This is a genomic window from Curtobacterium sp. 260 (assembly GCF_030803485.1).
Taxonomy (GTDB): domain Bacteria; phylum Actinomycetota; class Actinomycetes; order Actinomycetales; family Microbacteriaceae; genus Curtobacterium.
On the sequence record NZ_JAURUY010000001.1, the window covers coordinates 82,854 to 102,377 of the forward strand.

The 19,524-nt window shown below is 71.7% G+C and carries 16 protein-coding genes; 8 read left to right on the top strand and 8 right to left on the bottom strand.

What is annotated here, in order from left to right; genetic code table 11:
- The first annotated feature begins 12 nt into the window (after positions 1-12).
- A complete protein-coding gene (locus J2X59_RS00365) occupies positions 13-1,839 on the top strand; it encodes a glycoside hydrolase family 35 protein (protein ID WP_326495309.1) in 1,827 nt (608 codons plus the stop codon).
- Positions 1,840-1,848: 9 nt separating this feature from the next.
- Here J2X59_RS00365 and J2X59_RS00370 read toward each other — a convergent pair whose 3' ends face one another.
- The gene (locus tag J2X59_RS00370; protein WP_326495310.1) at positions 1,849-2,169 is read right to left on the bottom strand and encodes a biopolymer transporter Tol; all 321 of its coding nucleotides are present in this window, start codon (positions 2,167-2,169) and stop codon (positions 1,849-1,851) included.
- Between the two features lie 45 nt (positions 2,170-2,214).
- On the opposite strand from J2X59_RS00370, the gene J2X59_RS00375 reads away from it, so the two are divergent.
- Positions 2,215-3,288, top strand: coding sequence for a spore photoproduct lyase family protein (locus J2X59_RS00375; RefSeq protein ID WP_326495311.1), 1,074 nt, complete (start codon positions 2,215-2,217; stop codon positions 3,286-3,288).
- Positions 3,289-3,353: 65 nt separating this feature from the next.
- Here the strand turns inward: J2X59_RS00375 and J2X59_RS00380 are convergent, their stop codons facing one another.
- The 3 genes from J2X59_RS00380 to J2X59_RS00390 all read right to left on the bottom strand — a co-directional run bounded on the left by J2X59_RS00380 (position 3,354) and on the right by J2X59_RS00390 (position 5,189).
- The gene (locus J2X59_RS00380; RefSeq protein WP_126891475.1) at positions 3,354-3,530 is read right to left on the bottom strand and encodes a CsbD family protein; all 177 of its coding nucleotides are present in this window, start codon (positions 3,528-3,530) and stop codon (positions 3,354-3,356) included.
- Positions 3,531-3,660: 130 nt separating this feature from the next.
- The gene (locus J2X59_RS00385; RefSeq protein ID WP_326495312.1) at positions 3,661-4,755 is read right to left on the bottom strand and encodes an SDR family oxidoreductase; all 1,095 of its coding nucleotides are present in this window, start codon (positions 4,753-4,755) and stop codon (positions 3,661-3,663) included.
- A gap of 35 nt (positions 4,756-4,790) precedes the next feature.
- Positions 4,791-5,189 carry a DUF3253 domain-containing protein gene (locus J2X59_RS00390; RefSeq protein ID WP_066658549.1) on the bottom strand — a complete coding sequence of 133 codons (399 nt, stop codon included), beginning with the start codon at positions 5,187-5,189 and terminating at the stop codon, positions 4,791-4,793.
- A gap of 124 nt (positions 5,190-5,313) precedes the next feature.
- Between J2X59_RS00390 and J2X59_RS00395 the strand changes: the two genes are divergently transcribed.
- Positions 5,314-6,594 carry an alpha-amylase family glycosyl hydrolase gene (locus J2X59_RS00395; RefSeq protein ID WP_326495569.1) on the top strand — a complete coding sequence of 427 codons (1,281 nt, stop codon included), beginning with the start codon at positions 5,314-5,316 and terminating at the stop codon, positions 6,592-6,594.
- A 103-nt stretch (positions 6,595-6,697) separates the two neighbouring features.
- Here the strand turns inward: J2X59_RS00395 and mmsB are convergent, their stop codons facing one another.
- The 3 genes from mmsB to chvE all read right to left on the bottom strand — a co-directional run bounded on the left by mmsB (position 6,698) and on the right by chvE (position 10,652).
- A complete protein-coding gene (mmsB, locus tag J2X59_RS00400) occupies positions 6,698-7,879 on the bottom strand; it encodes a multiple monosaccharide ABC transporter permease (RefSeq protein ID WP_066655663.1) in 1,182 nt (393 codons plus the stop codon).
- A complete protein-coding gene (gene mmsA, locus J2X59_RS00405) occupies positions 7,866-9,416 on the bottom strand; it encodes a multiple monosaccharide ABC transporter ATP-binding protein (RefSeq protein WP_066655660.1) in 1,551 nt (516 codons plus the stop codon). The genes mmsB and mmsA overlap by 14 nt, the downstream gene beginning before the upstream one ends.
- A 102-nt stretch (positions 9,417-9,518) precedes the next feature.
- On the bottom strand, positions 9,519-10,652 hold the full coding sequence (gene chvE, locus J2X59_RS00410; protein ID WP_066655659.1) for a multiple monosaccharide ABC transporter substrate-binding protein: 1,134 nt from the start codon (positions 10,650-10,652) through the stop codon (positions 9,519-9,521).
- 181 nt (positions 10,653-10,833) lie between these two features.
- On the opposite strand from chvE, the gene J2X59_RS00415 reads away from it, so the two are divergent.
- Positions 10,834-11,883, top strand: a complete 1,050-nt coding sequence (locus J2X59_RS00415) for a LacI family DNA-binding transcriptional regulator (RefSeq protein WP_326495313.1) — start codon at positions 10,834-10,836, stop codon at positions 11,881-11,883.
- A gap of 117 nt (positions 11,884-12,000) precedes the next feature.
- Here the strand turns inward: J2X59_RS00415 and J2X59_RS00420 are convergent, their stop codons facing one another.
- Positions 12,001-14,070, bottom strand: coding sequence for a glycoside hydrolase family 127 protein (locus J2X59_RS00420; RefSeq protein WP_326495314.1), 2,070 nt, complete (start codon positions 14,068-14,070; stop codon positions 12,001-12,003).
- Between the two features lie 151 nt (positions 14,071-14,221).
- On the opposite strand from J2X59_RS00420, the gene J2X59_RS00425 reads away from it, so the two are divergent.
- The 4 genes from J2X59_RS00425 (at position 14,222) to araA (ending at position 19,516) form a co-directional block, all read left to right on the top strand.
- Positions 14,222-15,226 carry a LacI family DNA-binding transcriptional regulator gene (locus tag J2X59_RS00425; RefSeq protein ID WP_326495315.1) on the top strand — a complete coding sequence of 335 codons (1,005 nt, stop codon included), beginning with the start codon at positions 14,222-14,224 and terminating at the stop codon, positions 15,224-15,226.
- A gap of 281 nt (positions 15,227-15,507) precedes the next feature.
- Positions 15,508-17,286: a xylulokinase gene (locus J2X59_RS00430; RefSeq protein WP_326495316.1), complete on the top strand. Its 1,779-nt coding sequence runs from the start codon at positions 15,508-15,510 to the stop codon at positions 17,284-17,286.
- Positions 17,283-17,993 carry an L-ribulose-5-phosphate 4-epimerase gene (locus tag J2X59_RS00435; RefSeq protein WP_326495317.1) on the top strand — a complete coding sequence of 237 codons (711 nt, stop codon included), beginning with the start codon at positions 17,283-17,285 and terminating at the stop codon, positions 17,991-17,993. The genes J2X59_RS00430 and J2X59_RS00435 overlap by 4 nt, the downstream gene beginning before the upstream one ends.
- Positions 17,990-19,516 carry an L-arabinose isomerase gene (gene araA / locus J2X59_RS00440; protein WP_326495318.1) on the top strand — a complete coding sequence of 509 codons (1,527 nt, stop codon included), beginning with the start codon at positions 17,990-17,992 and terminating at the stop codon, positions 19,514-19,516. The genes J2X59_RS00435 and araA overlap by 4 nt, the downstream gene beginning before the upstream one ends.
- Positions 19,517-19,524: the final 8 nt, after the last annotated feature.

Sequence of the window (19,524 nt, forward strand, 5' to 3'; positions counted from 1 at the left end):
GAGAGACACACCATGCGCTTCGCCATCGGCGACTCCGACTTCCTGCTCGACGGCGAGCCGCACCGGGTCCTGTCCGGCGCGATCCACTACTTCCGCGTGCACCCGGACCTCTGGCAGGACCGGATCCGCAAGGCGAAACTGATGGGCCTCAACACCATCGAGACCTACGTCGCCTGGAACGCCCACGCGCCGCGTCCCGGTGTGTTCGACCTGACCGGCGGCCTCGACCTGGGCCGGTTCCTCGACCTGGTCGCCGCCGAGGGCATGCACGCCATCGTCCGCCCCGGGCCCTACATCTGCGCCGAGTGGTCGAACGGCGGCCTGCCCTACTGGCTCTTCGCCGACGGCACCGTCGGCGTCCGCCGGAACGAGCCGGGCTTCCTCGCCGCCGTGCAGGAGTACCTCGAGCACCTCGCGCCGGTGCTCGTTCCGCGCCAGATCGACCAGGGCGGCCCGATCGTGCTCGTGCAGGTCGAGAACGAGTACGGCGCCTACGGCTCGGACGCGTCCTACCTGCGGGCGCTCGAGGAGATGCACCGGGCCATCGGTCTGACCGTCCCGTTCACGAGCGTCGACCAGCCGATGGACTCGATGCTCGAGGACGGCTCGCTGCCCTCGCTGCACAAGACCGGCTCCTTCGGGTCCCGCTCCACGGAGCGTCTCGCGCGCCTCCGCCAGGCGCAGCCGACCGGCCCGCTCATGTGCTCGGAGTTCTGGGACGGCTGGTTCGACAGCTGGGGCGAGCACCACCACACCACCCCGGCGTCCGCGTCGGCGTCGGACCTCGACGACCTGCTCGCCGCCGGCGGCTCCGTCAACATCTACATGTTCCACGGCGGCTCGAACTTCGGCTTCACCAACGGCGCGAACGACAAGGGCGTGTACCGGCCGATCGCGACGTCGTACGACTACGACGCCCCGCTCGACGAGGCCGGTCGCCCGACGGCGAAGTTCCACGCGTTCCGCGCGGTCATCGAGCGCTACGCACCCGTCCCGCCGCTGCCCGAGTCGATGCGGGAGGGTGGGTCGGGCCGCCTTGAATCGTATGATCGTTCGAGCGGCCGGGAGGCCCGAGTAGCCCCCGCCACGGACCTCGCGGTCCGCCTGGACCGCGTCGCGTCGCTCCGCTCCCTGCTGCCCACGCTCGCCGACTGGTCGACGCACGACGAGCCGCCGACCTTCGACGCCCTCGGCGCAGCGAGCGGCTTCGTGCTGTACCGGACCGAGGTCGACCTGCCGGACGGCGGCGTCCTGACCGTCGGCACCGAGGTCCGCGACCGTGCGGTCGTCTCGGTGGACGGGGTCGTCGTCGGCGTGCTCGAGCGCGAGCACCACGACCGGGCGATCGCGCTCCCGCCGGTCACCGGCACGCTCGAACTCCTCGTCGAGGACCAGGGGCGCGTCGACTACGGCCCCCGCATCGGCGAGCCGAAGGGCCTGATCGGCGGCGTGGCCGTCGACGGTGTGCCGCTCGCCCGGTGGTCGGCGGCGCCGCTCGCGCTCGACCCGATCGCACCGGCGGCAATCGACCAGCTGGCGGCGCTGGCACCCACCGACGGTGACGTGCTGGCCGGGCCCGTGCTCGCCGCCGGGTCGTTCGACCTGAGGTCCACCGAGGACCGCTACCTGTCGCTCGACGGCTTCCGCAAGGGTGTCGCCTGGGTGAACGGGTTCTGCCTCGGGCGGTACTGGTCGCGCGGGCCGCAGCAGACGCTGGCCGTGCCGGGGCCGGTGCTCCGTGCCGGTCGGAACGAGGTCGTCGTGTTCGAGCTGCACGCCTCGGCGTCCCGCACGGTCTGCATGCTGCTCGAGCCCGACCTGGGGTACACCGAGGCGTAGCGGGCAGGGTCAGGCGTCGAGGGCGTCGAGGGCGTCGAGGGCGTCGAGGTCGGCCAGGGCGCGCTCGGCGTCGGCGATCCGGTCGGCTTCGGGTCGGGTCCACCACTCGGGGCCGCGCTCGCCGAGCCCGTGCTTCGCCAGGCCGTTCCGCTGCCGGGCGGCGGCGAGGGCGTCCTCGTCGCCGGCGCGCTTCGCCTGCCGCACGGCGTTGCGCCCGCGGCCGAGGTGCGAGCGCAGTGCCGCGGCGACGTCGTCGGGCAGCGCAGGGTCGGTGCGACGCCACCGGCGGCCGTCGACGACGAAGAAGTGGTCGTCGGGCTCGGCGGTCATGCTCCCGAGTCTGCACCGTCGGTGGTCGGCGGTAGACAGGTGTCGATGACGGAACCACGCGTGCGACCCATGCTCGACGTCAAGCGGATCTACGCCGAGGATGCTGCCCTCGAGCTCCCGCGCGGGCAGGAGGTCCTCGGGCGTTGGCCGGACGCCGAGATCGTGCCGGTCGCCTCGCACTGGAACATCCCCGAGGTCCACGGCGACGAGCGCAACGTGCAGCGCTGGGTCCGGATCAAGACCGAGGCGCTCGTGCTCGGCGTGAAGAAGTCGCTCGTCACCCGACCGAACGGGCGCTCCGCCGACTTCATCGCCCCGTCGACGGCGAACGGGTGCGCGATGGCGTGCGCCTACTGCTACGTGCCGCGGCGCAAGGGGTACTCGAACCCGGTGACGGTGTTCGCGAACATCGAGCAGATCACGAAGCACGTGGCGCGCAACATCGCGAAGCAGGGGCCGAAGACCGAGCCGAACCAGTGCGACCCGGACGCCTGGGTCTACGACATCGGCGAGAACAGCGACTGCTCGGTCGACGCGGTGATCAGCGACAACGTGCGCGACCTCTGCGACCTCTTCCGGATGACGCCCACCGCGAAGGCGTCCTTCGCGACGAAGTACGTCAACCGCGAGCTGCTCGACTGGGACCCGATGGGCCGCACGCGCATCCGGTTCTCGCTCATGCCGCACGAGACCGCGAAGGTCACCGACATCCGCACGAGCCCGATCGCCGAGCGGATCGCCGCGGTCAACGACTTCGTGGACGCCGGGTACGAGGTGCACCTCAACTTCTCGCCCGTGATCCTGACGCCGACGTGGGAGTCGGACTGGGCCGAGCTCCTGCGCCAGGTCGACGACGTGCTGTCCCCCGCGGCCAAGGCGCAGCTCGCGGCCGAGGTGATCTTCCTGACGCACAACCAGCCCCTCCACGAGGTCAACCTCGGGTGGCACCCGAAGGCCGAGGACCTGCTCTGGCGTCCCGACCTGCAGGAGCAGAAGGTGTCGCAGAACGGTGCGGTCAACGTGCGCTACCGGTCGGGCATGAAGGGGCAGCTCGTCGAGCGGTTCCGCGAGCTGGTGGCGGAGCACCTGCCGTCCTGCCGCATCCGGTACGCCTTCTAGGCACCTCGCCCCGGAACGACGAACGCCCGCACCGCTCGAGCGGTACGGGCGTCAGAGCGCGAGGCTCACTTGCCGTCGAACGCGTCCTTGGCCTTCTCCTTGTCGAGGCGACCCTCGCCCATGACCTGGTCCTTCTGGCCCTGGTGCGTGAGCTCGGCGTCGTCGGTCTTCTTGCCGACGGCCTCCTCGACCTTGCCGGCGACCTTCTGGGTGACGTCCTTGGCCTTGTCTCCGAGCGACATGGTGTCTTCCTTCCTCCGGGAACCGCCGAGGGCTCCCGGCGTCTGTGGAACCGAGACAACCAGGGCGCTGGCCCCGACTCGCGGCCCGGTCGGAGGTTCGTGTACCCCGACCGGGTCGCGCGGGGTACGCCTACGGGACGAGCCGCTCGGCGCGGTAGCGGTCGAACAGGTCGGTGAAGGCCCGCTCGGTCCGGCGGAAGGCGGTGAAGCCCGCCTCGCGGCTCTTGCCCATGTCGGTCACGACCTCCATCGCCCGGCCGAGGTCGGCGTCGGTGTGCCACCACGAGGCCAGCCGCGTGACGTCCGGCTCGGCCAGCCCGTACCGCTCGGCGATGCCGGCCCACGCGCCCTCGTGCGGAGCCATCTGTTCCTCGAGCGGCCGAGGACGGTCCTGGTAGCCGACGACCCGAGCCGGGTCGACGCCGAGGCGTGCGGCGAGGCGCGGCCACATCCACCGCCACCGGAACACGTCACCGTTCACGACGTTGAACGGCTCGTCCGCACCCTCGGGGCTGGTGGATGCCCAGACCATGTGCTCGGCGAGGATGCCGGCGTCGGTCATGTCGGTCAGCCCGTTCCACTGCGCCTCGCTGCCCGGGAACACGAAGTCCAGGCCGAGCTCCTTCGCGAGGGTGGCCTGCACGGCGATGGTCAGGCCCATGTTCATGGCGTTGCCGACGGCGTACCCGATGACGGTGTGCGAGCGGTGCACCGACCACGTGAACCCCTGGCGCTCGGCTGCGGCGAAGAGCTCGTCCTCCTGCGCGTAGTAGAAGTTCGGGGTGTCGAGCCGCGGCTCCTCCTCGTGGAAGGGCGTGTCCGGCATCTCGCCCGCCGCGTACGCCTCGAACGGGCCGAGGTAGTGCTTCAGCCCGGTCACCAGGGCGACGTGGGCGAGCGGCGCGTGGGACAGCGCGGCGAGCAGGTCGCGGACCATGCCGCCGTTCACGCGGATGTTCTCGGCTTCGGTTTCCTGGCGCTGCCACGCGGTGAAGAACACGTGCGTGGGCCGCTCGTCGGCGAGGGCCGCCGTCAGCGAGTCCGGGTCGCGGAGGTCGGCGGCGACGGCCCGGACACCGTCGCGCGCGAGCGGCCGACGGGAGAGCGCGGTCACGTCCCACCCGAGACCGAGCAGGTGGTCGACGAGGGCGGAGCCGGTGATGCCGCTGGCACCCACGACGAGGGCTTCGGGGCGGGCGGGGGTCGGTTCTGTGGTGGTCGTCATCGTCGGGTGCAACGCGCGCCGACGACAGGTGTTCCCTACCGGGGGCGTCGGATCCGGATCGGCCCCTTCGCCGTGGACGGGTCGACCACGCTGCCGTGCTGGGTGATCTCGACCTCACCCCGCGCGACCATGCGGCGTGCTGCTCGTCGGGCGGGCTCCATCAGGGGTCGCCAGTCGTCGGGCTCGAGGGACCGCGCGACCTCGGACGGGCAGATGCTCGACGTCCGTGCACGGGCGGCGAGCAGCTCGTCGATCCGCTGTTCCAGGGCACGGTCGGTGGCGTCGACGCCGTGCTTCCGGCACGCAGCCGAGCACCACTTCGCGTCGGGGGAGGCGGACGACGGCATCCGCCGACCGCACGACGCGCAGGTCCGTTCCGCGTGCGCCTCCTGCGATGCCGAGGCGTCCGCAGCGGTCCTGATCGCTCGTCCCATGCGCACCATCCTGGTCCTGCGGTCCGACACGACCCACAGCACAGGCTCGGCTGGCACGATCGGACCGGTGGAGCCCGAACCGAACGTCCCCCGCCCGCACGGACCCGCCTGGGTCGAGCACGCGATGTGGTGGCACGTCTACCCGCTCGGCGCGGTCGGCGCCGAGGTCCGTCCGACGACGCCCGTCGACGACCGTCCGGTCGAGCACCGGCTCCAGCGGCTCGTGCCCTGGCTCGACCACGTCGTCGCCCTCGGGCTGAACGGCCTGCTGCTCGGGCCGGTCTCCGCGAGCTCGACGCACGGGTACGACACCGTCGACCACTTCCGGGTCGACCCCCGACTCGGCGACGAGGCCGAGCTCGTCGAGCTGGTCGGGGCCGCCCACGAGCGCGGTGTCCGGGTCGTGCTCGACGGCGTGTTCAACCACGTCGGGCGCGAGCACCCCGCCTTCCGTGCGCTCGAGGAGCAGGGCCCGGACGCCCCGACCGCGGAGCTCTTCGCGGTCGAGCGGTCCGGTTGGCAGGCCGGGGACCCCGTGCCGGTCCGCGACTTCGAGGGGCACGACATCCTCGTCGCGCTCGACCACGAGGGCCGCACCGCCGAGGACCTGGTGGTCGAGGTGATGACCTACTGGCTCGCCCGCGGGGTCGACGGTTGGCGGCTCGACGCCGCGTACGCGGTACCGCCGTCGTTCTGGGCACGGGTGCTGCCGCGGGTGCGCGAGCAGTACCCCGACGCCTGGTTCAGCGGCGAGGTCATCCACGGTGACGCAGCCGCGATCGTCGCGGCGTCGACGATGGACTCCACCACGCAGTACGAGCTGTGGCAGGCGGTCTGGCACGGGATCGCCGACCGGAACTGCTTCGAGCTGGCACACGCCGTGGAGCGGCACGATGCCCTGCTCGCGACGTTCGTCCCCACCACGTTCGTCGGCAACCACGACGTGACGCGGATCGCGAGCGCGGTGGGGGAGCGGTTCGCCGGGCACGCCGCCGCGGTGCTGTTCACCGTGGCCGGCACCCCCGTGGTCTACGCGGGGGACGAGTACGGCTGGACCGGGGTCAAGGAGGAACGCGAGGGTGGCGACGACGCCGTCCGTCCGGAGCTGCCCGCGACGCCGCCCGAGCCGGACGACCTGACCCACGCGCACGAGGCCCTCGTCGCCCTGCGTCGGCGGAACCCCTGGCTGCACCGGGCGCACACCGACGTCGTCCACCTGACCAACACGGCCGTGGTCCTGCGCACCGCGACGGCCGACGCCGCGGTGGTGACCGCCCTGAACCTGGCCGACGACCCGGTGGAGGTGCCCGCAGCCGACGCGACGCGGGTCGAGGCGGGCGGGGGCGACCTGCGGGACGGCACCCTGCGCCTCCCGGCCGCCGCCTGGGCCGTCCTGACCGCCTGACGCTTCCGCGTACAGAACGAGACTCGGGCCGGCGGACGGTTCCGCGGTCCCACGACCACGGAACTGTCCGCCGACCCGAGCCTCGGCGAAGGGGGATCGACCGCTACTTGCGCGCGGACGCCGCCCGGCGCTTGTTGAACACGTCGAACGCGACGGCGGCGAGCAGCACCAGGCCCTTGATGAGGGACTGGAACTCGGTGCCGACACCGAGGATCGACATGCCGTTGTTCAGGATGCCGATGATGAGACCACCGACGATCGCACCCGGCACCGTACCGATGCCGCCGGTGACGGCGGCGCCACCGATGAACACGGCCGCGATGGCGTCGAGCTCGAAGCCGTTGCCGGCGCCCGGGGCAGCCAGGTTGAGCTGGCCCGTGAAGACCACGCCCGCCAGGGCCGCGATGACGCCCATGTTCACGAAGAGCAGGAACGTGACGCGCTTCGTCTTGACGCCGGACAGCTGCGCGGCGAGGGCGTTGCCACCGATCGCGTACACGTGGCGGCCGAACACCGAGCTGCGCATGACGACCGAGTAGACGACCACGAGCAGACCGAGGACGACGAGCACGATCGGGGTGCCGTTGTAGCTGGCGAGGAGCAGCGCCACGTAGATCACGAGCGCGGCGCCGAAGGCCGTCTTCACGATGAACCAGGCGAACGGCTCGCTCTCGAGCTGGTACTTGCGACGCGTGATGCGGCCCCGGAAGGCCGAGATCACCATGACGGCGGCGGCCGCGATGCCGAGGATCATCGTGAGCGGCTCGTAGCCCGTGGTGCCGAACGACGGCAGGAAGCCGGATCCGAGCGAGCGGAAGCCCTCCGGGAACGGCGAGATCTGCTGGTTCTGCAGCACGATCTGGGTGGCGCCGCGGAACGCGAGCATGCCGGCGAGCGTCACGATGAACGCCGGGATGCCGAAGTACGCGATCCAGAAGCCCTGCCAGGCACCGACGAGGGCGCCGACGACCAGGCAGAGGAGCGCCGCGACCGGCCAGGGGAGGCCCCACTGGGTGATCATGACGCCCGCCATCGCACCGCTGAAGGCGACGACCGACCCGACGGACAGGTCGATGTGGCCGGCGATGATCACCATCACCATGCCGATCGCCAGGATCAGGATGTAGCTGTTCTGGACGATGATGTTCGAGACGTTGATCGGGGCCAGCGTGATGCCGTTCGTCGCCACCTGGAAGAAGATGACGATGACGATCAGCGCGATGAACAGGCCGATCTGTCGGAGCTGCCCGGTGAGGTAGCCGGCGGCGGACTTAAGCGCGTTCATTGACTGGGGTCTCCCGTTCCTGGGTCATGTACTGCATGAGGACCTCTGGCGTGGCCTCGGAGCGGGGCACGTCAGCGGTGATCGTGCCCTCGGAGAGTGTGTAGATGCGGTCGCAGATGCCGAGCAGCTCGGGCAGCTCGGACGAGATCACGATGACGCCCTTGCCCTGGTCGGCCAGGTCGTTGATGAGCGTGTAGATCTCGTACTTCGCGCCGACGTCGATGCCGCGGGTCGGTTCGTCGAGGATGAGCACGTCCGGGTCGGCGTACATCCACTTCGACAGGACGACCTTCTGCTGGTTGCCGCCGGAGAGCTTGCCCGTCACGGCGTCGACGTTCGGCGCCTTGATGTTCATGCTCTTCAGGAAGCCGCCGGCGACGGTGGTCTCCTTCGACGCGTTCACGAAGCCCCAGTCGGCGAGCTTGCCCAGTGCCGAGCCGGAGATGTTCCGCTTGATGTCGTCGATGAGGTTGAGGCCGTACCGCTTGCGGTCCTCGGTGGCGTAGGCGATGCCGTTGTCGATCGCCCGGGTCACCGTGTTCGTCTTGATCGGCACGCCGCGCTTGTAGACGGTGCCGGAGATGCCGGTGCCGTACGAGTGCCCGAAGACGCTCATCGCGAGCTCGGTGCGGCCGGCGCCCATCAGGCCGGCGATGCCGACGACCTCGCCCGCGCGGACGTTCAGGTTCACCTGGTGGATGATCTCGCGGGAGCCGTCGAGCGGGTGGTGGACGGTCCAGTCCTCGATGCGCAGGAGCTCCTCGCCGATCTTCGGCTCGCGCTCCGGGTAGCGGCTGGACAGGTCGCGACCGACCATGCCGCGGATGATCCGGTCCTCGGAGACGTCGTCGGCGTGCATGTCGAGCGTCTCGATGGTCTTGCCGTCGCGGATGATCGTGACCTTGTCCGCGATCGCCTTGATCTCGTTGAGCTTGTGGCTGATGATGATCGCCGTCATGCCCTCGGCCTGCAGCGAGCGGATGAGCTCGAGCAGGTGCTCCGAGTCGTCGTCGTTCAGCGCGGCGGTCGGCTCGTCGAGGATGAGGAGCCGGACCTCCTTCGAGAGCGCCTTCGCGATCTCGACGAGCTGCTGCTTGCCGACACCGATGTCCGTGACCTTGGTGACCGGGTTGTCCCTGAGTCCGACGCGCTTGAGCAGCGCCGCCGCCTCGAGGTTCGTCTGGTTCCAGTCGATGAGCCCGCCCTTGACGCGCTCGTTGCCGAGGAAGATGTTCTCGGCGATCGACAGGAACGGGCTGAGGGCGAGCTCCTGGTGGATGATCACCACGCCCGCCTTCTCGGAGCCGTTGATGTCACCGAACTGCACCGGCTTGCCGTCGAGCAGGATCTCGCCGTCGAAGGAGCCGTGCGGGTAGACGCCCGACAGCACCTTCATCAGGGTCGACTTGCCGGCGCCGTTCTCGCCGCAGATCGCGTGGACCTGACCGCGCTCGACCTCGATCGAGACGCCCTGGAGCGCCTTCACACCGGGGAAGGTCTTGGTGATGTCCCGCATCTCGAGGATGGTGTCCGCCATGTGGACCGCCTTTCCGTCGTCCGCGCCTGGGCGCGAGTGGAGACGGACTGGAGGCGCGGTGCGGGGGTGCACCGCGCCTCCAGTCCTGTGGATGGTTGCGTCCTACTTGAGGTCGGCTTCGGTGTAGTACCCGCTGTCGACGAGGACCTCCTTGTAGTTGGCCTTCGTCACCACCGTGGGCTGGAACAGGTAGGTCGGGACGACCTTGACCTTGTTGTCGTAGCTCTTGGTGTCGTTGACCTCGGGGGTCTTGCCGGAGAGCAGGTCCTCGGCCATCGTCACGGACTGCTTCGCGAGCTTGCGGGTGTCCTTGTAGATGGTGGAGTACTGCTGGCCCGCGATGATCGACTTGACCGAGGCGGCCTCGGCGTCCTGGCCGGTCACGATCGGCAGCGGACGGTCACCCGAGCCGTAGCCGGCGCCCTGCAGGGCCGAGATGATGCCGATCGACATGCCGTCGTAGGGCGAGAGCACGCCGTCGAGCTTCGTGCCGCCGGAGTACGTCGACGCGACGAGGTTCTGCATGCGGGCCTTGGCGGTCGCCGGGTCCCACTGCTGCGTGGCGGCCTGCGAGAGCTGGTCCTGGCCGGAGCCGATCTTCAGCGTGCCGTCCTCGAGGTACGGCTTGAGGGTGTCCATCGCGCCGTTGAAGAAGAACCCGGCGTTGTTGTCGTCGAGCGAGCCGGCGAAGACCTCGATGTTGAAGGGGCCCTTCTTGCCGGTCTTCTCGCCCTTGTCGTCCAGCACGCCGAGCCCGGTGAGGAGCGAGGTGGCCTGGTCGACGCCGACCTTGTAGTTGTCGAACGACACGTAGTAGTCGACGTTCTTGTTGCCGGTGAGCAGGCGGTCGTACGAGATGACCTTGATGCCGGCCTTGGCGGCGGCGTCGAGCTGGTCGGAGAGTGCACCACCGTCGATCGACGCGATGATCAGGACCTTCGCGCCCTTGGTGATCATGTTGCTGACCTGCTGGGCCTGCTGCTGGACCTTGTTGTCGCCGTACTCGAGGTCGACCTTGTAGCCGGCCTTCTCGAGGTCGCTCTTGACGGCGTTGCCGTCCTTGATCCACCGCTCGGAGACCTTGGTCGGCATCGCGACGCCGACGAGGGCGCCCTTGTTGCCGTCCGCGGTGTCGCCGCCGCCCTCGGTGGACGCACGGCCGCCGGCCGAGCATGCTGCCAGGGAGAACGCGATGCCGAGGGCCGCGACCCCCGCGATGATCCTGCGCTTCATCATCGAAGTACCTCTGTTCCTCTCGCGTCGTCCTCGACGCGCTCAGGTGCTGGGGCTGCTGTGCCCCGTGGGATGTGCTCGTGTGAGCGCTCACATACTGAGGGTTCCGTACCGGGGTGTCAACTCGTCGTGACCGTTCCGAGATGTTGTTGCGCCGAGCGGACCGGACGCTACGCTCGGCCACGTGACGACAACGACCGCGCTCGGGGGCCCCGGCGGCAGACGCCGGAAGGCCCCGACGATCTTCGACGTCGCCGAGCGCGCCGGGGTCTCCCACCAGACCGTCTCCCGCGTGATCAACGGCGATCCGACCGTCCGCGACGCCTACCGGTCGCAGGTCACCGACGCCGTGGCCGAGCTCGGCTACCGACCGCGTGCCGCCGCCCGTGCCCTCGCCGGCGGACGCAGTCGCGCGCTCGGCATCATCACCGCGGGCGACGCGCTGTACGGACCCTCGAGCACCGCGGTCGGCTTCGAGCGGGCCGCGCGCTCGGCCGGGTACCACGTGCTGCTCTCGACGCTGCCGGACGACCCGCGCCCCGTGGACCTGTCCGGGGCGCTCACCACGCTGCTCGCGCAGGACGTCGCCGCGATCGTGCTGGTCGCCGCCGACAACCGCGTGCTCGACGCGCTCGCGTCGCTGACGATCCCGGTCACCGTGCCGGTCGTCGTCGCGAACGCCGTGCAGCGCGACGCCGTCCGGACCCCGGCGGCACGCAGTGTCGCCGCCGTCGCGATCGACCAGGCCGCGGGCACCACCCTCGTGATGGAGCACCTGTTCGCCCGAGGGCACCGCCGGGTCGTGCACATCGCCGGACCCGCGGTGTCCCAGGAGTCCGAGGTCCGCCGGGAGACCTACGGGCGGATCATGCGCGGAGCCGGACTCGAACCGGTCGTGCTCGACGGCGACTGGACCCCGGCGAGCGGCTTCGCGGCGGCGCGGACGATCGACGTGCACGCGGTCGACGCGGTCTTCGCCGGCAACGACCAGATGGCGCTCGGGGTGCTGCACGCCTTCGCCGACGAGGGACTCCGCGTGCCGGACGACATCGCCGTGGTGGGGTTCGACGACATCCCCGAGGCCGCGCACTTCACCCCGCCGCTCACCACCGTGCGCCAGGACTTCATGGCGATGGGGCAGCGGGTGCTCGAGGCGGTCCGGGCCGTCGTCGAGGGGGAGCCCCTCGACGAGACGCTGCTGCTGCCCGAGCTCGTGGTGCGGCGCTCCGCCTGAGCGGCGGCGCCGGTCGTCCCGGTCGCACGACGTGCCGTCAGCGGTCGTCCCGGTCGGACGACGTGCCGTCCGTCGCGCGGACGGACGGCACGTCGCGTGACCTGAGCGGTGCCGCGCTCAGTGGGCGAGCGGGAGCCAGACGCGCATCGGTGCGGGGCCGCGGTTCGCCCAGGCGTAGTACGGCACGGCGGTCGCGGTGACGGCCTGGAGGCCGGTGGTCGCGTCGGCGGGACCGGCCGTGGTCGCGGAGCCGGCCGCGTCGGTGACGGGGGTCGTGTCGGCGGGGCCGGCTGCGGTCGCGGAGCCGGCCGCGTGGGTGACGGGGGTCGCGTCGGCGGGGTGCGTCGCGCCTCCCGTCCGCTCCAGCCGTCGGTACGGCCACGCCGCCTGCTCGTACCGCGCCGGAGCGTGCCCGGCGACGCGCAGCGTGACGACGCCGTCGAGCAGGTCGTCGCGGCGCTCCTCGGTGACCGGCGCGCTCGCGTCGACCGTCAGGTCGTCGACCGTGAAGCCCTGCTGGTCCGCCTGCTCGACGGCGTAGACGAGCGGCCCGCGCTCGATCGCCACCTGGCCCCGTGCCGCGTCGATGCGGGGGTCCGCCACGTAGCGGTGCGGCGTCGTGTCGAAGGCGAGCTCGACGGTGTCACCGGCCGTCCACGCGCGCTCGACCACGTGCAGGGTGCCGGGCTCCGGGGTCGCGGTGCCGTCGGGGGTGGTCACGGTGGTGGTGTCCGACCACGCCGGGATGCGGAGTCCGAGCGCCAGGGGGCCGTCCTCGGTCACCGTGACGACCACGCGGCCGTCGTGCGGGTAGCCGGTCGCGAGGCGGACGGGGCCGAGGTCGGCGTCCGCGTACTGGTGGACCTGCAGGCCGCCGTCGGTCGCCGTCGCCAGGTACCCGTCGAGGCTCGCGAACGTGCGCATGATGTTCGGCGGGCAGCAGGCGCAGTCGAACCAGCCGCGACGTCCGTGGGCGGGGGAGCGGTTCTCGTCCTGGTGCGCGCCGTCGCGGTGCTGCAGCGGGTTGACGTAGAAGTACTCGGTGCCGGCGAGGCTCACGCCGGGCAGGAACGCGTTGTAGAGCAGGCGCTCGATCGCATCGGCGTACACGGGCTTCCCCGTCGCGAGCAGCAGCCGCCACGCCCACTGGATGCCGCCGATGGCCGCGCACGTCTCGGCGTAGCCGCGGTCCGTCGGGAGCTCGTACGGGTCGCCGAACGCCTCCCAGTCCCAGCGGGCGCCGAGGCCGCCGGTGATGAACGCCTTCGTGGCCGTCATGTCCGCGAACTGGCGCTCGCTCGCCGTGAGGAGCTCGGTGTCGCCGGTCTCGATCGCGACGTCCACGGCGCCGGCGGCCAGGTAGACGGCGCGGACGGCGTGGCCCTCGACGGTGGTGGCCTCGCGGACGGGGACCCGGTCGGAGAAGTACGTCGGCTCGCCGCCGGCGCGCTCGATGATGCCGCGCCCGCGGGCGTCGACGAACCAGTGCGCCAGGTCGAGGTAGGCGCGGGTGCCGGTCTCGCGGTACAGCTCGACGAGCCCCATCTCGACGACGGGGTGGCCGTCGACGTCCTGGGTGCGGTCGTCACCCGGGCCGAACGTCCGGACGAGGTGGTCGGCGTTCCGCACGGCCACCTCGAGCAGACCGGTGTCACCCGTGGCGCGGTGCTGCGCGACCGCGGCCTGGTACAGGTGCCCGGCGCAGTACATCTCGTGGCTCCACTTCAGGTCGACGTACCGCTCGCCCCCGCCCCGGACCTGCTGCACCGAGTCGAGGTAGCCGTCCTCCGCCTGCGCCCTGGCGTAGAGCGCCGTCACCTCGCGCTGCAGCTCGAGCAGGTCGTCGGCCGGGGCCCGGCCGTACTCCCACGCAACGGCCTCGAGCCACTTCGTCACGTCGGAGTCCATGAAGATCGGCCCGACCGCCTCGCCCTGCTCGTCACCCGCGGCGATGCGCAGGTTCCGGAAGTTCCCTGCGTCGCGGAGGCGCTCGTACCCGCTGCGGACGGCGTCGCGACCGTTGCGGTCCTGGCGCAGTGCCCAGAAGCCCCCGGTGATGCGCGCATCACCGGCGGGGAGCGGACGGGACGCCAGGTGCGCACCTGCGGTCGGGAGGACCGGGGTCGCGGTCCGCGCCCCGCGTCCCGTCGCGGGGGTGGCCGTCGGGGTTCCGGTCGTGGTGGTCATGGCGCCTCCTTGCGTCTGACTGGCGGCCGTCCGTGCGGAAAGCGCTTTCCGGGATGACTGTACGACAGGTGGTGCGGCAGTACAAGCGTGCAGTCGCCTAGGATCGGCGCGGGCTCGGTCGTCCGGGCCCCCTCCCGGAAAGGACGTTGCCGTGACCACGGACCGCAGAGCCCGACTCGCTCGCATCAGCGACGTCGCCGCGCTCGCCGGGGTGTCCATCGGGACGGCGTCGAAGGCGCTGAACCACACCGGGCAGCTGCGCGACGAGACTCGGGCGCGGGTGAAGGACGCGGCGGAGAAGCTCGGGTTCGTCGGCGACGCACGTGCCCGTGCACTGTCGTCCGGTCGGACGTGGACGGTCGGCATGGTGACGACGGACTCGTTCGGACGGTTCACGATGCCGGTGCTGCTCGGGGCCGAGGACGCCCTGTCCGCCGGCGAGGTGATGGTCCTGGTCGCCGACACCCGCGACGACCACGTGCGCGAGGCCCACTACCTCCGGTCGCTCGTCGCCCGCGGCGTCGACGGCATCATCGTCACGGGCCGCTCCGCCGATGCCCGGCCGCCGATCGAGGTGCCGGTCCCGGTGCCCGTCGTCTACGCGCTGACCCCGTCCACCGACCCCACGGACGTCTCGATCACGCTCGACGACCCCGCCGGCGCTGCTGCTGCGGCGGCGCACCTGGTCGGACTCGGGCGGCATCGGGTCGCCGTCGTCACGGGCCCGCAGGACGCACGGTCGGCGGTGGACCGGGCGCGCGGGGCTGCCCCCGTGCTCGGCGACCGGATGGTGGGCGCTCCGATGCACGGGGAGTGGTCCGAGCGCTGGGGGCGGCAGGCCGTCGACCTGCTCGACCGGGAGCCGTCCGCGGTGGACGCGGTGCTGTGCGGGAACGACCAGATCGCCCGTGGCGTGTGCGACCGACTGCGGGAGACCGGGCGGTCGGTGCCGGGGGACGTCGCCGTGACCGGGTACGACGACTGGGACGTGGTGGCGCTCGCGTCGCGGCCCCCGCTGACCACCGTCGACATGCGGCTCGACGAGCTCGGTCGCATCGCGGGCCGTGCGCTGCTCGAGCTCGTGGCCGGCGGGAGTCCGGTCTCGACGGCCGTCACCCCGTCGCTCGTCGTCCGCGAGAGCACCCTCGGCGCGTAGTCCGGCGGCAGGCGCGCGCGGTCGCCGGGCGGCGGGCGGGGGTGCCCGGCTGCGCGAGCGGGCACGACCCGCCGCGGGCGTGCCGCCGAGTGGGTGGGATGTGTCGGCGAGGGATGTCGAGCGTGACGGATCGTGCCCGCTCGGCGGGGGGAGTAGCGGGGGGAGCGGGCGGGAGCGGGCGGGAGCCCGGCGCCCGCGGCGCGCCGACGCGTTGCAGGCGTGAGCGCTCACGTGCCAGGATGTGAGCGCTCACGCAGGACGACGAGGTCTCGGGAGGACACATGAGCGACGACCGCCGACAGCAGGTCGAGGACGGCCGCACGACACTCGGCATCGAGCTCGGCTCCACCCGGATCAAGGCCGTGCTCGTCGACGAGCAGCTCCGACCGATCGCGAGCGGCTCCCACGAGTGGGAGAACGAGTACGTCGACGGGCGGTGGACCTACCCGCTGGTCGCCGTCGAGACCGGTGTCCGTGCGGCCTACGCCGACCTGGTCGCCGACGTCGAGCGGCAGTTCGGCGTCCGCCCGACGGCCTTCCGCGCGGCGGGCGTCTCGGCGATGATGCACGGCTACCTGGCGTTCGACGAGGACGGCGAGCTCCTCGTCCCGTTCCGCACCTGGCGCAACACCTCGACCGGCCCGGCCGCCGAGCAGCTGAGCGCCGCGCTCGACTTCAACGTCCCGCAGCGCTGGTCGGTCGCGCACCTGTACCAGGCCGTGCTCGACGACGAGCCGCACGTCGCCCAGCTGGCCGGCGTCACGACGCTCGCCGGGTACGTGCACCGCATGCTCACGGGCCGCGACGTCCTCGGCGTCGGCGACGCGAGCGGCATGTTCCCGATCGAGTCCGGCCCGGTCGAGAGCGCCCCGGGGGAGCCCGGTCGCCGCGACTACGACGCGTCGATGCTCGCCGCCACGCAGGACCTGCTCGGCGACCGCGTCCCGGACCTCCGCGCCCTGCTCCCCGAGGTGCTCGTCGCGGGTGAGGACGCGGGCGCGCTCACCCCCGAGGGAGCCGCGTGGCTCGACCCCACCGGCACGCTGCAGCCCGGCGTCCCGTTCTGCCCGCCCGAGGGCGACGCCGGCACGGGCATGGTGGCCACGCACGCCGTCGCCCCGCGCACCGGCAACGTCAGCGTCGGCACGAGCATCTTCGCGATGGTCGTGCTCGAGCGGGCGCTCCGGACCCCGCACGAGGAGCTCGACGTCGTCACGACCCCGGCCGGTGACGCGGTCGCGATGGTGCACTGCAACAACGGTGCGAGCGAGATCGCCGCCTGGGCCCGTGTCTTCGGCCGGTTCGCCGAGGCCACGAGCGAGCGGACCGGCAGCGCGTCGGTCCCCGTCGACGACGTCTACGCCACCCTGCTGGCCGAGGCCGCCGACGCGGACCCGGACGCCGGCGGGCTGCTCTCCTTCAACTACCTGGCCGGCGAGCCGGTCACGCACGTCGAGGACGGCCGACCCCTGCTGTTGCGCACCCCCGGTGCCCGCTTCACGCTCGGCAACCTCGTCCGCTCCGAGGTGCACGGTGCCTTCGCGACCCTCGCGATCGGCATGGACGTCCTGCACGGTGAGGAGGTCGCCGTCGACCGGATGACCGCGCACGGCGGCCTCTTCCGCACGCCGGGTGCCCCGCAGCGCCTGCTCGCCGCAGCGCTCCGCGTGCCGGTCGCCCTCGAGGAGACCGCGGGCGAGGGTGGCGCCTGGGGCATCGCGGTGCTCGCGGCGTACCTGGAGCACACCGACCGCCCACTGGAGGACTTCCTCGCCGACACGGTGTTCCGCGGCGACGCGGTCCACGTCGCCGAGCCCGAGGACCGCGACGTCGCGGGCTTCCAGGACTACCTGGCCCGCTACCGCACGGCCCTCCCCGTGCAGGACGTCGCCGCCGCGGCGACCCGCACCAGCGGGGCGAACGACCAGACCGCACCGACGGACCAGGCCGCACCGACGGACCAGGCCGCACCGACGGGGCAGCCCGCACCGACCGACCAGGGCGAGCCGACCGACGTGGTCGAGGCGCGCCTCCAGACCGAGAAGGAGTCAGCCGCATGACCGGACCGATCACGGACGAGACGAGGGCGGCGGTCGCCGCGGCGCGGGAGCGCGTCGCGTCCCTGCACGGCGAGCTCGTCCGCTACGGCCTCGTCATCTGGACGGGCGGCAACGTCTCCGAGCGCGTGCCGGGCACCGACCTGTTCGTCATCAAGCCGAGCGGGGTCTCCAGCGACGACCTCACCCCGGAGAACCAGGTGGTCTGCACCCTCGACGGGCTGCCCGCCGACGGGTGGGGCAACGCGCACGGTCCGTCGTCCGACACCGCCGCGCACGCCTTCGTCTACCGGAACATGCCCGAGGTGGGCGGCGTCGTGCACACCCACTCGACGTACGCCACGGCGTGGGCCGCCCGCGCCGAGGAGATCCCCTGCGTGATCACCGCGATGGCGGACGAGTTCGGCGGTCCGATCCCGGTCGGCCCGTTCGCGATCATCGGCGACGACTCCATCGGCCGCGCCATCGTCGACACCCTCGCCGGTCACCGGAGCCGTGCCGTGCTCATGCAGAACCACGGCGTCTTCACGATCGGCAAGGACGCGAAGGACGCCGTGAAGGCGGCGGTGATGTGCGAGGACGTCGCACGCACCGTGCACATCGCGAAGCAGGGCGGGGAGCTCGTGCCGATCGCCCCCGACGACATCGATCGACTCTTCGATCGCTACCAGAACGTCTACGGACAGAACCCCGAAGGAGCCATGCGATGACGCAGGTGAACCCCCAGGCCACCCTCGACAGCTACGAGGTCTGGTTCCTCACCGGGTCGCAGGGCCTGTACGGCGAGGAGACCCTGCGCCAGGTCGAGGAGCAGAGCAAGGCCGTGCACGCGGAGCTCGCGGGTGCACTGCCCGTGAAGCTCGTGTGGAAGCCGGTGCTCAAGGACGCCGACGGCATCCGTCGCGCGCTCATCGAGGCGAGCGCCGACGACAAGGTCATCGGTGTGACGACGTGGATGCACACGTTCAGCCCGGCCAAGATGTGGATCGGTGGCCTGCAGGCGCTCACGAAGCCGCTGCTGCACCTGCACACCCAGGCGAACGTCGCGCTGCCGTGGGGCGACATCGACTTCGACTTCATGAACCTCAACCAAGCCGCGCACGGCGACCGCGAGTTCGGCTACGCGCTGGCCCGCCTCGGCGTCCGGCACGCGACCGCCGTCGGGCACGTGTCCGACCCGCGCGTGGTCTCGCGGGTGGAGGACTGGACGCGCGCCGCGGCCGGTGCGGCGGCCGTCCGCGAGCTGAAGCTGACGCGCTTCGGCGACAACATGCGCTACGTCGCCGTCACCGAGGGCGACAAGACCGAGGCGGAGATCGAGCTCGGCGTGCAGGTGAACACCTGGGCCGTGAACGAGCTGGCCGCAGCGGTGGCCGAGGCCGAGGCGGACACGGCAGCGGTCGACGAGCTCGTCGCCGTCTACGAGCGCGACTACGACGTCGACGCGTCGCTGCGGCGCGACGGCGGTGACCGTCACCAGGCGCTCCGCGACGGCGCCGCGATCGAGCTCGGCCTCCGTGCACTCCTGGAGCGGAACGGCTCCGCCGCGTTCACGACGAACTTCGAGGACCTCGGCACGCTCAAGCAGCTGCCCGGCCTCGCGGTGCAGCGGCTCATGGCCGACGGCTACGGCTTCGGCGCCGAGGGCGACTGGAAGACCGCCGTCCTCGTCCGCGCGATGAACGTCGCCGGTGCGGGCCTGCCCGGTGGGGCCTCCCTCATGGAGGACTACACGTACGACCTCACCCCGGGTGCCGAGAAGATCCTCGGCGCGCACATGCTCGAGGTCTCGCCGACGCTCGCCACCGCGACGCCGACGCTCGAGATCCACCCGCTCGGCATCGGCGGCAAGGACGACCCGGTGCGCCTGGTCTTCACCGCGGACGCCGGCGAGGCCGTCGTGGTCGCCCTGTCCGACACGCGTGACGGCTTCCGCCTCACCGCGAACGTCGTCGACGTCGTCCCGCCGACCGAGGCGCTGCCGAACCTGCCGGTCGGTCGTGCCGTCTGGGAGCCGCGTCCGTCGTTCCCGGTCGCCGCGGAGGCCTGGCTCACCGCCGGCGCCGCCCACCACACCGTCATGACGACGGCCGTCGGCCTGCAGGTCGTCGAGGACCTCGCGACCATGGTCGGCACCGAGTTCCTCGTCATCGACGAGCACACCACGGCTCGCGGGTTCCGCGACGAGCTCCGCCTGCAGCAGGCGTGGCACCGTCTCGACCGCGGGTTCTAGGACCGTGA

Coding starts and splice junctions, on each gene's coding strand:
- J2X59_RS00365 (WP_326495309.1), top strand. CDS start 13: ATGCGCTTCGCCATCGGCGACTCCGACTTCCTGCTCGACGGCGAGCCG.
- J2X59_RS00370 (WP_326495310.1), bottom strand. CDS start 2,169: ATGACCGCCGAGCCCGACGACCACTTCTTCGTCGTCGACGGCCGCCGG.
- J2X59_RS00375 (WP_326495311.1), top strand. CDS start 2,215: ATGACGGAACCACGCGTGCGACCCATGCTCGACGTCAAGCGGATCTAC.
- J2X59_RS00380 (WP_126891475.1), bottom strand. CDS start 3,530: ATGTCGCTCGGAGACAAGGCCAAGGACGTCACCCAGAAGGTCGCCGGC.
- J2X59_RS00385 (WP_326495312.1), bottom strand. CDS start 4,755: ATGACGACCACCACAGAACCGACCCCCGCCCGCCCCGAAGCCCTCGTC.
- J2X59_RS00390 (WP_066658549.1), bottom strand. CDS start 5,189: ATGGGACGAGCGATCAGGACCGCTGCGGACGCCTCGGCATCGCAGGAG.
- J2X59_RS00395 (WP_326495569.1), top strand. CDS start 5,314: ATGTGGTGGCACGTCTACCCGCTCGGCGCGGTCGGCGCCGAGGTCCGT.
- mmsB (WP_066655663.1), bottom strand. CDS start 7,879: ATGAACGCGCTTAAGTCCGCCGCCGGCTACCTCACCGGGCAGCTCCGA.
- mmsA (WP_066655660.1), bottom strand. CDS start 9,416: ATGGCGGACACCATCCTCGAGATGCGGGACATCACCAAGACCTTCCCC.
- chvE (WP_066655659.1), bottom strand. CDS start 10,652: ATGATGAAGCGCAGGATCATCGCGGGGGTCGCGGCCCTCGGCATCGCG.
- J2X59_RS00420 (WP_326495314.1), bottom strand. CDS start 14,070: ATGACCACCACGACCGGAACCCCGACGGCCACCCCCGCGACGGGACGC.
- J2X59_RS00430 (WP_326495316.1), top strand. CDS start 15,508: ATGAGCGACGACCGCCGACAGCAGGTCGAGGACGGCCGCACGACACTC.
- J2X59_RS00435 (WP_326495317.1), top strand. CDS start 17,283: ATGACCGGACCGATCACGGACGAGACGAGGGCGGCGGTCGCCGCGGCG.
- araA (WP_326495318.1), top strand. CDS start 17,990: ATGACGCAGGTGAACCCCCAGGCCACCCTCGACAGCTACGAGGTCTGG.